We start from the raw sequence: 14,065 nt of genomic DNA, 5'->3' as shown, positions 1-14,065 counted from the left end.
AAAATCTATTTTACACTGAGTAAAACCAATGTCCGAGGACGTTCAATATAACCATCACGACCATCTGGAACCACTTCTAATAAATCAACTCGTTGTGCTGTAATATTCACAATCCGCCCCTGATTTAACCCCATATAATTTCCAACTTTCACACGTTCTACTTCACCATCAGGTGCCTGAATCAGTGCAACGACAGGACCTGATTTATTTTTCAGGGTTCCTTTCATTTTCAAACTTTCTAAAGGATACTTTTCAAGCGATTGTGGCTGTCTCGAAAAATCTGGATAAACGCGTTTACCTTCCATTGCCTTAAGTTCATTGGCTAGAGAACTTGGAATAAAAGGGCTTCTCAAATGTCCCGCTGAATAACTAAATGATGGCACAACCTCAAATTCTGGTGCAGGTTCTATCATCATAGGTTTTTCAGCATGAATTTTTGCCATTTCTTTGTTAACAGTGTCGATTTTCGAATCACACCCTGCGAACAATCCCCCCAGAAGAAAAATAAAAATCACTTTTGTAAAGCTCATTCAGGCTTCTCCTCTGTATTCTTTTCTTGTTCACCGATGTAACGATAAGTTTTTGCTTTTACAGAATATTCAATCTCTGGAATATCAGATTTTTTCTTCGGATTCTCGGCTGTAGAAATAACAAAATCATGCAAAGTAACAATGCGAGGTAGAGCGGCAATTGCAGAAACGAAAGCACCAAAAGATTGGTAATCACCTGTAATCTCAATGGAAATAGGCTGCTCAATGAAAATCTCTTGCTTAACCTCATTTTCCAATCGAATATTTTTGAACTTCAATCCAGAATGAACACCTGCCTCATTGATATCCTGAACCAGACTTGGTATTTCAGTTTCTTTCGGAAGCTGTTGCAGTTGCTGATTAAACTTAGCTTCCATTTCCTGAAGCTGATTTTGGTAGAGTTGCAAATTTCTGAGTTTTGAATCTTTCTCTTTAAACTCTTTTAACAAATTGGCTTGTTGTGCCTGAGCAATTGAAATATCATTTAATTTTGGCTGAATGACCAATAGAAAACCAACAAAAAAAATGCACAGAAAGATTAAAATCCAGCATGTCAGTTTGACTGAAAAAGACCAAGCACCATAGTTGTTCATGTCCAGTGAATTAAACTGTTTGAAAAACTGATTTAATGACAGCTTTGCTTTTTTATTGACTTGTGCTTCGGTGTTTAAATTATCCAATTTTTTTGAACTCATTTTTTCACCTCCGCCTGATGTTGAGCTGCAGGCATTTCAGATGTCATCACTGCGATTTCCCCCAAATCTGCAGTAACAATGAAGCTGCCATATTTTTCTTCAACACGAGGAACAACTGAACTTTCTTCTTTGTTTTTACTTTCATCATATGCCACAAATGAACTCATAAAAACATTGCGATACCACTGTGAAGCCCCTAATGCCCGCATAAAGTCTGCTACTGCATTTGGACTTTCGGCTTTTCCTTCAATCGTAAATTTATTATCTGTTCGGGTAAATTTAGTTAGGTATACATTTGCAGGTGTAACTCTAGCAAGCTCATCAAATAAACGCACCGAAACTGGGCGTTGACTCTCTAAGCCCTGGATCAATTTCATTCTTTCAATAATTGCATCACGTTTTTCATGCAAACCATCTAAAGATTTTAATTCAGCATCCAGCCCCTGATTACGGCTCTGGATCAGCTGATTGGCCTGCTCCTGATCACGAAGACGGTAATCATTAATAAACCACATCAGTACAACAACCAAAAGACCAACAACAGATACCCCAATACAAGTAAGAATAAATTGCTTTTTTCTTTGCTCTCGTAGCTCTTCACGCCACGGGAGTAAGTTTATTTTTGCCATTAATCAAATCCCCTTAACGCTAACCCGCAAGCCACCAGTAAAGAAGGCGCATCATTTTCTATCTTTTTTAAATCAATTTGCGGTGAAAAACCCATTTGTAAAAATGGATTGGCAATGGTTACCCGGTAACCCAGCTTTTGTTGTAATAGTTTTGAAAGCCCTTGAATGTTGGCATTACCACCTGCCAATAAAATATGGTCAATTTCATTATATTGTGAAGATGAAAAGAAAAACTGCAGTGATCGTGCTGTTTGCTGAACAACGGACTCTAAAAATGGCATCAGTACTTCCGACTCATAATCATCAGGCAAAGTGCGCATTTTTTTTGCCCGGCCAGCTTCATCAAAAGATAACCCATAACGATTCTGCACATCCTGAGTCAGTAACTTTCCACCAAAAACCTGTTCACGCGTATATATAATTTTACCATTATGCATGACGGAAAGTGTTGTCATTGTATGCCCGATGTCCAGTATTGCCACCATGTTTACCCCTAAAGGCAAGGTGTCAGAAAAGATTGCCAAAGCCCTCTCTAAAGCATAACTTTCAACATCAACAACCTGAGGTTTAAGACCAGCCAAGCTTAAAACCTCTGTTCTACTGTCAATGTTCTCTGTTCGGGTAGCAACCAGTAGTACATTAACCCGGTCTGGATGCGCTGCTGGCTCGGTCGTAACCTCAAAATCCAGACTTACCTCATCAAGTGGATATGGAATATATTGCTCTGCATCCATACGTATCTGGACTTCCCGCTCATCATCGGTCATGTCTGCATCCATTTCTATAGTTTTAGTCATCACCATAGAGTTGGGTACAGCAATGGCTGCTTTGGATGATTGTGGATTTGCAATGTTGATCGCTCGCTCTAATGCATCAGCAACGGCATCGGTATTTAAAATATTTTTTTCAACAACACTACCTTCGGCCAGAGGGCATAACCCATAACTTTCAACCCAATAACGCCCATTTTTCAATGAGAGTTCAAGTAACTTAACGGAAGTAGAACTAATGTCTACTCCTAGAAGTCCCATATTTGGCTTACGATATAATTTAAGCACAATACGATTCCTATTATTTTTATCCCCAAATAAATGCAAACTAATCGGTTACGGTCTTAATTTTTTGTTGCGGATACAATAAGTCATCTAACAATCCGCGATATGAGAAGCTATACTGACCCATAATTAGTTTGCCATTAGCTCCTATTAAAACTTACTTGTTATGAAAAAGCTATCATCTTCAGGCCGTATTCACCCTATTTTTTTGCTATTAATTATAGTGTTAGTCGCAATTCCTATGGGTTTTTATGGAATGTATCTCTATATTGCTCCATCTTTACCTGAGATGAGTTCATTAAAAAAAGCACCACTATTAAAACCATTGCAGGTTTATTCTGCAGATAATCAGCTTATTGCTGAATATGGCGGCAAACTTTCTGTGCCTGTTGAATATAAACAAATTCCTCCAACCTTTATCCACGCCTTCCTCGCTGCTGAAGATTCTTCTTTTTTCGAACATAGCGGGATTAGCTTTAAAGGCTTAGGTCGTGCTTTAAGTGAAAGTGTGACGGGATCAAATGTACAGACAGGTGGCTCAACCATTACCATGCAGGTAGCAAAAAACTATTACTTGACCCCTGAACGTACATTAAAACGTAAATTAACTGAAGTTTTTCTGGCACGTAAGATTGAACAAAATTTATCAAAAGAAGATATCTTAACACTCTACGTAAATAAAATTTTCCTGGGGAAAAATGCCTACGGTATCGCCGCAGCAGCCAAAATCTACTATAACAAAAACCTGGATCAACTCTCGATTGCTCAAATGGCCATGATTGCAGGACTTCCTAAAGCGCCATCAAAATATAACCCTGTTGTAAATCCAGAACGTGCGCTCGAACGCCGTAACTGGATTTTGGGTCGTATGTTGCAATTGGGTTATATCAATCAAACCCAGTATCAACAAGGCGTGGCTGAGCCATTAAATCTAAGTATGCCTGATCGTAGTCTTAGCAACAAATTCCCTTATGTGGGCGAGATGGTTCGTTCCGAATTAGTTGAAAAGTTTGGTGAACAAGCAGTTGATTCCGGTTATAAAGTTTATACAACTATCGATAGCAAACGTCAGGAATATGCAGAAAAATCTGTTCAAGATGGCCTAGAGGCTTATGATCGCAGACACGGATGGCGTGGAGCGGAAGCACATGACAAACCGTTAAATGAATTCATGCAATATGCGAACACCTATCCGGCAGAAGTTGTAAAAGTTGGAACAAGCACTTTTGATGCGAAAATGCAAGATGGTTCTATCGTTACTGTTCCATGGTCAGGAATGTCTTGGGCAAGAAAATATATTAACGCCAATGCCGTTGGTGGTGCACCAAGCAGAGCATCCCAGATTGTTAAGGTGAAGGATATTATTCGTCTACGTCCCAATGAAACCAAAACGTCATGGTCTTTGGTTCAGGTTCCAAAAGTACAAGGACAACTCATTGCCTTAAATCCAAATAATGGTGCGATCGAAGCCGTTGTTGGCGGATATAATTTTTATCAATCCCGTTTTAACCGTGCATTACAGGGTTGGCGTCAGCCAGGCTCCACCATTAAACCCTTCATTTATGCGCTGGCTTTAGAGCGCGGAATGACTCCTTATACTATGGTCAATGACAGTCCCATCACTATCGGGAAATGGACACCCAGAAACTCTGATGGACGTTATCTCGGGATGATCCCTTTACGTCGGGCTTTGTATTTATCACGCAACACCGTATCTGTTCGCCTGTTACAAAGCGTCGGAGTTGAACGGGCACGTCAACTGTTAATGGATTTCGGTTTGCAAGAAGATCAGATTCCTCGCAACTTCACTATCGCTCTAGGAACACCTCAAGTTTTGCCAGTGCAAATGGCGACAGGTTATGCCACTTTCGCCAATGGCGGTTATCGTATTCAACCTCACTTTATAAGCCGCATTGAAGATGCTTATGGCAAAGTCATTTTTGAGTCAAATCCTGAATATGCATGTATTTCTTGTATCAACCAACCGGATGATACAACTGATGATAAAGATGCGATTACACCAGATGATGAAGCATTTCTTGTGACCAAGAAAACTGTAGACAATAACAAAAAAGAGGTTGCTGTTGTTGACAGTAAATATCGACAAGCACCGCGTATCCTGAAATCACAATCTGCTTTTGATATGTCTAACATCCTGCATGATGTAATTGTCCACGGTACAGGTCGTGCTGCACTCAAAATTGGTCGTGATGATATTGGAGGTAAAACAGGGACAACCAATGATGCAAAAGATGCCTGGTTTGCAGGCTTCAATGGAAAATTGGTTGCTATTGCCTGGGTTGGTTTTGATCAGCCAACAACACTAGGACGCCGAGAATATGGTGGTGTGGCAGCATTACCTATCTGGACGAACTTTATGGGTAAATCACTACAAGGAACTCCATCTTCCTGGGTTCATTTTGATAAAAATGCCAAAGCACCTGTTTCACGTGAACAACGTGGTCAACACCAAATCGAAACCCGTCAAGATGACTACCGCTCATCTCCTCCACTCGCTCGCCCGATCTATAGACCTGCGCCAGTAGAAACTCGTGAGCCAGGCAATGATTTTGATGACTTGCCTGATGATGGAAATGCAACCACTGCCACTCCTCCAGCAAATTCAAATGTAAATTCTGTTTCTCCGCAAAAGCGTGAAACCCAGCCCACAAGAGACTCACTTGAGAATCTGATTAATGAAGTTCAATAGCTCAATAAAAAAACTGCCGTAATGGCAGTTTTTTATTGATGATTGATTCAAAATCCCGAGGCTCTGTGCATATCAAATATCTTGCACAACATATCACGCGTATTACAATCGTTTTCAAATATAAAAACTAATCTTTCTTTTTAAACAAATACATTTGAAAAGCCGCTTTTAATTTAAATTTCTCATGTTTTTCTAGTTCAATACGTCTATCTGCTTTTGCTTTATAGGCATATGGTGTCATCGCGATCAGGTTTTTTAACTGCTCCTGATTTAGCTCAAACTCAGACTCAATCACTGGCTGTTCAACCAACTCAAAATGATTAGAAAGTTGATCAACAAACTTATATGGTTCATGTGGTTTAACTTCATCAAACAACGCCTCACGCATGGCATAAAGATGATCTGGAGCAGGAGTAACCACCATAAGCAAGCCATTATTTTTCAGAACCCTTAATATTTCTTGTTCTGGAATTGGACTAAACAAACTACTACATAGATCAATAGAATGATCAAGTACAGGTAATGTTGCGCCCGTACCTACTACCCAAGTCACGTCTTTATTGAGCTTAGCTGCAACCTGAACCGCATTTTTTGCGATATCGACTCCCACGCATTGCATGACTTCTGCTTGCATGGCATTCGTGTAATAACCTTCACCACAACCAATATCAAGTAGATTTTCAATACGCAATTCACGTATTTTTTCAATCACTGCCTGCTGTAATGGTTGATAAAAACCTGCACTTAAAAATGCACGTCTCGCCTGAACCGATTCTGGCGTGTCGCCTGGGTTTTTACTATGTTTATGTTGAACCACATGTAGATTGACATAGCCTTGCTTAGCAATATCGTAACTATGTTTATTGATACATCTCCAAGTTCTTGCGTCCAAGCTTAATGCTTCACGACATACAGGACACATCAACAGGTTCATTTTCCACTCCAAGATTCAACCCTGCATAAAAAAGCCGGCAGATGCCGACTTTTCCAAGCAGCTTTTGCTTAACGTAATTTTAAAGTCATTAGTCCCAAAACTACCAGCATAATTGTGATAATCCAGAAACGAATCACCACCTGTGTTTCACGCCACCCCTTTTTTTCATAATGATGGTGTAAAGGTGCCATCAAAAATACACGTTTGTTACGCATACGGAGTGAACCGATTTGCAAGAATACAGAAATGGCTTCAACGACGAATACACCACCCATGATTGCAAATACAATTTCTTGACGAACCATAACAGCCATCGTACCAAGCATCGCACCTAGTGCTAATGCACCAACATCTCCCATGAAAATTTGCGCTGGATGGGCGTTATACCAAAGGAATGCCAGCCCTGCCCCGATCATTGCAGAGCAAATCACGACCAGTTCCGAAGTATATTTCACATAAGGAATATGTAGGTAGTTCGCAAAACGGATATCACCTGCCAGATAAGCAAACACCCCTAGACCAGCTGCAACCAATACAATTGGCATAATAGCCAAGCCATCTAAACCATCTGTTAGGTTTACGGCATTGGATGCACCATTGATCACCAGATAAGTAAAGATAATGAAACCAATACCTAAAGGGATAGCCGAGAACGGGATACTCAAATGTTTAAAAAACGGAATCAACAAATCCAGCATATCTGCAGTATAAGCAGGATTGGATTGATGTGTCGCAATCACATACAGTGCAATACCCGCACCTAAAGATCCGACAGAGGTCCAAAAGAATTTTTTCCGCGCAGGTAGACCTGCATTGTCCTTATAGCGAATTTTGATCCAGTCATCTGCCCAGCCTACTGCGCCAAAAATCACCATAACAGCCAGTACAATCCAGACATATGGGTTAGACAGATCTGCCCAAAGTAATGTGCTAATCCCGATAGAAAGGAGAATTAAAATCCCCCCCATAGTCGGAGTACCCATTTTTTTAGCATGGTTTTCTGGTGCGTAAGAGCTTACCGCTTGTCCATATTTTAAAGCCTGAAGTTTACGGATCATGATAGGTCCTAAAACCAGACCTATTGCAAGCGAGGTCAATACGCTCAACAAAGCACGTAAGGACAAGTACCGAACAACCTGAAACGTGCTGTTATAGCCCGCCAAATGTTCAAATAACCATAACAGCATTTAGAGTTTCTCCATCAAATCAGCCATCAACGTTTCCATATGGGTATAACGAGAACCCTTGAATAGGAAACTCATGGACTGGGGTTGATGTTTTTGAACTAATGTTAGTAAATAAGAAAGCGCTTCTGCTTGAGTCGCAAAAGCTTTTAATTTGTCTGATGCAGCGCCATCTGACGTGGCATTTGAAAACTCACCAACGGCAACAACATAGTCGATAGGTAATTTTACCACATCATGTCCCAAATCGTGATGTTCTTGATGACTACTCTCTCCAAGCTCACCAATGTCTCCCATCACCATAACCTTAATCCCTTGTTGTTGCGATAATACTTCAGCAGCAGCACGCATTGATGTCGGATTGGCATTGTAGGTGTCATCAATCAATAAATGTTGATTTTTAGAGATAAAGTTTAAACGGCCTTTGGCACCTTGGGCTTGTTCCAGACCATAAATGATATCATCCAGTTCAACCCCTATTGCCAGAGCGAAGGCTGTTGCTGCTTCTGCATTGTGCACATTATGCAAACCTGCAAATGGCAGGTTAATGTCACGTACACCTTCAGGGGTATGAATTTTAAATTCTGCTGATTGAGGGTGCAGCTTCACATCTGTAGCATATACATCTCCACCCATTCCAAAACTTAAGGTTTTAACAGTGCGTACAGCATTACGAATATTGTCTGTAAAATCATCAGAAGCAGGAATGATTGATGTACCAGATGCATCAATATTGGCATAAATTTCCGATTTGGCATGACAGATACCATCACGCCCACCAAATTCACCTAAATGTGCTGTACCAATATTTAAGATACCAGCAACATGAGGCTTTACCAGATCAGAAGTATAATCAATTTCACCTTTATGGCTCGCTCCTAACTCCATCACTGCATATTGGTGCTCAGAACGAAGCTCTAAAAGCATCATGGGCACACCCAAATCATTATTCAGGTTACCCCGAGTGATCAGAGTAGGTGCTAAACGGGATAAAATACTTCCCAGCATTTCTTTGGTTGTGGTTTTTCCACTACTTCCAGTCAATGCTAAAACTTGTAACTTTGGAAATTGACGACGACGATAAGCACCTAAATCTCCTAATGCTAATCGTGTATCTTTGACTACCAGCTGGCATATATTAGCTTCAATGGGATGATCCACAATCGCCACTTCGCAGCCTGAAGCTGCGACTTGGGCAATAAAATCATGCGCATCAAATCTTTCACCTTTTAATGCAAGAAAGGCATCACCCTTTTCAGCATCACGTGAATCAGTCAAGATCCTTTTAATTTGCCCTTGCGGGATTTGATCTTGATACCAGTAACCCTGTGTTGCATCCAACAACTGAGCGGCTGTCCATGGCTCTAATGGTACTGTACTGGTTGTAGAGGTATGCATCTCTTTTTCCTATTGAGCAGGATAAGCGGAATTCGGTTTGTGATGAAGTGCATCAATCGCAGACTGCACTTCAACCACATCATCAAACCAATGACGTACGCCATCGATTTCCTGATAGTTTTCATGCCCCTTTCCAGCAATAACAACAATATCGCCAGATTGTGCATTTTTAACGGCGTATTTAATCGCTTCGCGACGATCATGAATTTCTTTAACATCATGATCTTCGAAATGAATACCTTGTTTCATATCTGCAAAAATTTGTTCAGGGTTTTCTGTTCGTGGATTGTCCGAGGTCAAAATCACGGGATCAGCATTATCCAGAGCAGCTTGAGTCATAAGTGGACGCTTTCCTCGATCACGGTCACCACCACAACCAAAAATTGCCCAAAGTTGATTATTTGTATGACGTTTTAGTGTCTTTAGAACCTGAACAAGGGCATCTGGAGTATGCGCATAATCCACGACAAATAAGCGCTCATCATCACGAATGACCTGCATACGTCCTGGTGCACCTTTTAACTTGGCTACATCGGCGACCAGTGTTGCAATATCAAAACCTGCCTGTTCAACAACAATCAGACTTGCCACCAGATTCTCAATATTAAAATGACCAAGCAAAGGGCTTTTAACTTCAAACTCACCTTTTGGAGACTTCAATCTGAAAGTTGCACCAGCAATACTATACTGAATTGAAAAAACCTGATAATCAGCAGCTTGTGTTGTGGAATAGGTTAAAATACGAGGATGAGCTGGATTACTACTCGCGGCATCCAACATGATATTGGCATGTGCATCATCAATGTTGATTACAGCAACTTTTAATGATGGAAATTGAAACAATCTTGATTTTGCTTCCGCATAAGCTTCAATTGTTCCATGATAGTCCAAATGATCACGGCTTAAATTACTATATGCAGCAACTTCAATATCAACACCATTCAAACGCCCCTGTTCCAGACCGTGTGAACTGGCTTCAATAGAAGCAAATTCAGCGCCTTGTTTTGCAAAATCATGTAATAAATTTTGTAACTGCAAAGCATCCAGTGTTGTATGAGATGAAGCTTCCAGATTTGGCAAAATACCATTGCCCGTTGTTCCCATAACAGCACAGCGATGTTTTTGCAGTGTTATCAACTCTGCAACTAATCGTGAAATTGTTGTTTTTCCATTGGTCCCTGTAACAGCAAGAATATGAGCTGGCGTAACTGGATCTACGTTTTGTAAATATTGTTTTTGCCATTCACCTATTCTATGACGTACATCTTCACATATAATTGCATCTTCCAAACCTAAATCCGATTCGGAAACAATCCCGATAGCCCCTTTTTCAAGTGCAGTTAAAGCAAATTGCAAAGTTTTTTCAGGCTGAGAATAGCTATTTAAAGCAATGAAAATCTGTCCTTTCTCTACCTGTCGGCTATCCAGACAAAAGCCATTAAAAGGTTTCATTACCCACGATAGTTGATTTTCTGCAGGATAAATTTCTTGTAAAGTCATCATTTATTTTTCACCTAAACCATTATTTCTGAGCTGTTAATGGTTTGTCTAAAGGTACATTCATTAGACGTAAAGATTCTTGCATAATTTTTGCAAATACAGGAGCTGCAACCAAACCACCGTAGTACTGTCCTCGCGGATTCTCCACGACAACAATAATCGCTAAGCGTGGATCACTAATAGGCGCTACACCAGCAAATAAAGCACGATATTCTGTATTTGAATAACCTTTATGATCTGGACGAAGTTTATGTGCTGTCCCTGTTTTACCACCTACACGATAACCAGGAATCGTTGATTGAGTCGCTGTACCGCCAGGCAATGTTACTTGTTCCAGCATAAGTAGTACTTCATCTGCAATTTTTGGAGATAAAACCTGCTCTCCTTTAGCTTCGCCTTCAAGCTTATACAAGCTTAAATCATGTTTAATCCCATGATTAGCAAGCATTGCATAACCTTGTGCCAACTGTAGCATGGTCGCATTGATACCATAACCATAAGCCATTGTACCGATTTCAGAGACATGCCATAAGCGTGGTGGCAAAATCAGACCAGGACTTTCACCAGGAAATTTCACCGCAGAACGTTGACCAAAACCGATCCGTTTAAAGAACGTTGGTAAAGTCGAATATGGCATAGACAAGGCAATTTTTGCTGCACCAACGTTAGATGACTTAATAATCACCCCTGTAACTGTCAGTGAACCATAGTTATGCGTATCACGAATAAGGTGATTACCAATGACCATAGACCCTGGGCTGGTATTAACAATGGTATTTGGTGTGTATTTACCACTTTCCAAACCTGCTGCAACTGTGAAAGGTTTCATGGTCGAGCCTGGTTCGAACATATCAATTGCACCACGGTTACGCATGGCATCTTTATTTTTCAACCCTTCCTTATCATTCGGATTGTAAGATGGCCAACTTGACATCGCCAGAATTTCACCAGTCTTGACATCAACAGCAATAGCTGACGCTGAACGTGCATTATTAGCAACACCTACAGCTGTCAACTCACGATACATAATATATTGCAGTCGCGAATCAATACTCAGCGTTACATTTTTCCCTGACTCAACCTCTCGGATTACCTCCGGAACTTTAATCCGATTACCGTGTTTATCGCGAATAATCTTTTGCTCACCATCCACACCTGCAAGCTGCTTATTCAGCTTCATTTCCAGACCTTCAATACCTACCCCATCATTATTGGTTAAGCCAATAATCTGGGCATTCGGCTGAGGCTGTGGATAATAACGTTTATAGCTTGTTTCTGTATAAACACCGGCAAAGTTCCTTTTTAAAATCAGTTCAGCCTGTGGTGGTGGAACTTCTTTTTTAAGCACCAAGTAACGGGAGCGTGGTCGATCAGCCATTTGCTTTTTAAATGTTGCACGATCTAAGCCAACCACATCTGCCAACTCATCCAGATTCAGATTTTTATCGGTTAACTGGCGTTTTAGCCTCCGATTGTTTGGCTCTTCTTTTAATTGCGCCAATATCTCTTTATTTTCTTGTTTAGTCTCAAAATAATCACGTGGATCAATAATAATCGTCATTACGGGCGTACTTATTGCCAGAGGCACGCCATGACGATCACTGATTACTCCACGCATCGCTTTTAATTTTTCTGTTCTTAAAATCTTGGCATTGGCTTTATTTTGTAAAAAGTCCTTATTGATCACCTGCACATAAAATGCACGTGCAACCAAAACCACAAAACATAAAAGCACCACGCCCCACATCAGATAAAAACGCCACATATCAGGGGCAAGTGATGGTTTTTCCGTAATTGACTGCTGTTTTTTACGTGTTTGCTTCATTCGCTTATCGACCATAGTACAGCAGCCTTAGTTTTTTTGTTGAGACGTCATAGGTAAAGAAATCACTACAGTTTGTGCAGCAGGAGGAGAATACATGCGTAATTGAGTCACTGCTCGCGTACCAATTTGTGCTGTTGCACCAAAGGTTTGTTGCTCAATGAGCAAACGTCCCCATTCTGCATTAATATCTTCTTTTTCGCGCATATATGAATTCAATTGCCTAAAATCATTACGATATTCAAAAATCTGAAATACCACCATCATGGCACTGATAAAAACCATGAGTACCAATATTGCATAGGTAACAAACTTTTTTATACCTAAACTGTTTTTTGGTAATGTTTCAGTGACATCTTCAGTGTTTTCTTGCAATGTTTCTGTTTTCATTCTGCGCCTTTTAAACTTAAACGTTCCGCAACTCTAAGCCATGCACTACGTGAACGTGGATTCAAGCGTACTTCCTCTTCACTGGCACGAATACGAGAAATTTTCTTTAATTGACGTGTATCTATTTGTTTGCTCGGCATCCCCCAGCCTGTATCTTCAGGCAAGGTTGACTCTTTTTGTATAAATTGTTTGATTAACCTGTCTTCCAACGAATGAAAACTAATCACAGCCAATCGACCTTCCGGTTTTAATAATTCTACAGCTTGCGGCAAAAACGCATCAATATCATCTAGCTCTTTGTTAATGGCTATACGGATTGCCTGAAAGGTACGGGTAGCTGCATGTTTGTTCTTTTCCCACTTTGGATGTGCGACCTTAACAATTTCAGCAAGTTTGGCTGTTGTTTCAATATATCCGGCCTGTTTAATCGCTCTGGCAATACGACGGCTATAACGCTCTTCACCATATTTAAAAATAACATTGGCTAGCTCTTCTTCATCGATTTCAACCAACCATTCAGCAGCCGTTTGCCCCTGAGAATTATCCATACGCATATCAAGTGGACCATCATGCATAAAACTAAAGCCGCGTTCTGCCTGATCAAGCTGTGGAGAAGACACTCCCAGATCGGCCATTACGCCATCAACCTGTGTTATCCCTAATTTATGCATCTCATCCAGTATATCTGCAAAACTCGCGTGAATAATCTTAAAACGGGCATCCTCTCGTTCGAGGTCAGCCCCTACTGCCAGGGCTTGAGGGTCTTTATCAAAGGCATATACACGAGAGTTTTCATCTAATCTGGATAACAAAAGTCGTGTATGTCCACCACGCCCAAATGTCCCATCGATATAAACACCTGTATTCCGATCAGCCAACAATGCATCAACAGTTTCATTCAGTAATACAGAAATATGAGACATAAAAACAAGTTCAGTTTATTCAAAAATGTAACTGCACATTATTACCTTGTTTTGCCAAAGCTCCAAACGACTTTTTGTACGGAAATATTACTTTTCATAGAGAAAACCGTTTCTAGTGTTGAATCATAGGGCACTCAATCCATTTTTATAGAAAAATTATATCGAAAATACGCTACACTTACTGATCAGCAAGCCTGTGATCATGTCTAAAACAGAGTTCTATCACCTGATTCATCCTGAACCATCTTTATAAAAATATTTTATGTCTAAACATTCCAGCTACTTAATCATTATC

At 40.4% G+C, this 14,065-nt stretch carries 12 protein-coding genes; 1 reads left to right on the top strand and 11 read right to left on the bottom strand.

Going from position 1 to position 14,065, the window contains the following annotated elements; all coding sequences use genetic code 11:
* Positions 1 to 5: 5 nt before the first annotated feature.
* Genes KPC_RS00060 through KPC_RS00045 form a run of 4 tightly spaced genes read right to left on the bottom strand, consistent with a single transcriptional unit; the run spans position 6 to position 2,912 of the window.
* Positions 6 to 530, bottom strand: coding sequence for a pilus assembly protein PilP (locus KPC_RS00060; RefSeq protein WP_121972411.1), 525 nt, complete (start codon positions 528 to 530; stop codon positions 6 to 8).
* On the bottom strand, positions 527 to 1,225 hold the full coding sequence (locus tag KPC_RS00055; RefSeq protein WP_121972410.1) for a type IV pilus inner membrane component PilO: 699 nt from the start codon (positions 1,223 to 1,225) through the stop codon (positions 527 to 529). Before KPC_RS00055 ends, KPC_RS00060 begins: the two co-directional genes overlap by 4 nt.
* Complete coding sequence (locus KPC_RS00050; RefSeq protein WP_121972409.1) at positions 1,222 to 1,854, bottom strand: PilN domain-containing protein; 633 nt, start codon at positions 1,852 to 1,854, stop codon at positions 1,222 to 1,224. Before KPC_RS00050 ends, KPC_RS00055 begins: the two co-directional genes overlap by 4 nt.
* Positions 1,854 to 2,912, bottom strand: a complete 1,059-nt coding sequence (locus KPC_RS00045; protein ID WP_121972408.1) for a pilus assembly protein PilM — start codon at positions 2,910 to 2,912, stop codon at positions 1,854 to 1,856. Before KPC_RS00045 ends, KPC_RS00050 begins: the two co-directional genes overlap by 1 nt.
* 163 nt (positions 2,913 to 3,075) lie before the next feature.
* On the opposite strand from KPC_RS00045, the gene ponA reads away from it, so the two are divergent.
* Positions 3,076 to 5,619, top strand: coding sequence for a penicillin-binding protein PBP1a (gene ponA, locus KPC_RS00040; protein WP_121972407.1), 2,544 nt, complete (start codon positions 3,076 to 3,078; stop codon positions 5,617 to 5,619).
* Positions 5,620 to 5,746: 127 nt separating this feature from the next.
* On the opposite strand, the gene KPC_RS00035 is transcribed toward ponA, so the two are convergent.
* From KPC_RS00035 to rsmH, 7 genes are all read right to left on the bottom strand, one after another.
* Positions 5,747 to 6,553 (bottom strand): putative RNA methyltransferase, encoded by an 807-nt coding sequence (locus KPC_RS00035; RefSeq protein WP_121972406.1) that lies wholly within the window; start codon positions 6,551 to 6,553, stop codon positions 5,747 to 5,749.
* 68 nt (positions 6,554 to 6,621) lie between these two features.
* Positions 6,622 to 7,740 carry a phospho-N-acetylmuramoyl-pentapeptide-transferase gene (mraY, locus tag KPC_RS00030; RefSeq protein WP_121972405.1) on the bottom strand — a complete coding sequence of 373 codons (1,119 nt, stop codon included), beginning with the start codon at positions 7,738 to 7,740 and terminating at the stop codon, positions 6,622 to 6,624.
* A complete protein-coding gene (locus tag KPC_RS00025) occupies positions 7,741 to 9,135 on the bottom strand; it encodes a UDP-N-acetylmuramoyl-tripeptide--D-alanyl-D-alanine ligase (RefSeq protein WP_121972404.1) in 1,395 nt (464 codons plus the stop codon).
* Positions 9,136 to 9,144: 9 nt separating this feature from the next.
* Positions 9,145 to 10,638: a UDP-N-acetylmuramoyl-L-alanyl-D-glutamate--2,6-diaminopimelate ligase gene (locus tag KPC_RS00020; RefSeq protein ID WP_407641958.1), complete on the bottom strand. Its 1,494-nt coding sequence runs from the start codon at positions 10,636 to 10,638 to the stop codon at positions 9,145 to 9,147.
* A 19-nt stretch (positions 10,639 to 10,657) separates the two neighbouring features.
* Complete coding sequence (gene ftsI / locus KPC_RS00015) at positions 10,658 to 12,475, bottom strand: penicillin-binding protein PBP3 (RefSeq protein WP_121972403.1); 1,818 nt, start codon at positions 12,473 to 12,475, stop codon at positions 10,658 to 10,660.
* A 12-nt stretch (positions 12,476 to 12,487) separates the two neighbouring features.
* Positions 12,488 to 12,847 carry a cell division protein FtsL gene (gene ftsL, locus KPC_RS00010; protein WP_121972402.1) on the bottom strand — a complete coding sequence of 120 codons (360 nt, stop codon included), beginning with the start codon at positions 12,845 to 12,847 and terminating at the stop codon, positions 12,488 to 12,490.
* Positions 12,844 to 13,770: a 16S rRNA (cytosine(1402)-N(4))-methyltransferase RsmH gene (gene rsmH, locus KPC_RS00005; RefSeq protein WP_121972401.1), complete on the bottom strand. Its 927-nt coding sequence runs from the start codon at positions 13,768 to 13,770 to the stop codon at positions 12,844 to 12,846. The genes ftsL and rsmH overlap by 4 nt, the downstream gene beginning before the upstream one ends.
* Positions 13,771 to 14,065 lie beyond the last annotated feature (295 nt).

The sequence above is a fragment of the Acinetobacter stercoris genome, from assembly GCF_900323515.1.
In the GTDB taxonomy this organism is placed as follows: Bacteria; Pseudomonadota; Gammaproteobacteria; order Pseudomonadales; family Moraxellaceae; genus Acinetobacter; species Acinetobacter stercoris.
Note: the sequence above shows the minus strand (reverse complement) of the source record. Positions and strands in the feature narration are given on the sequence as shown.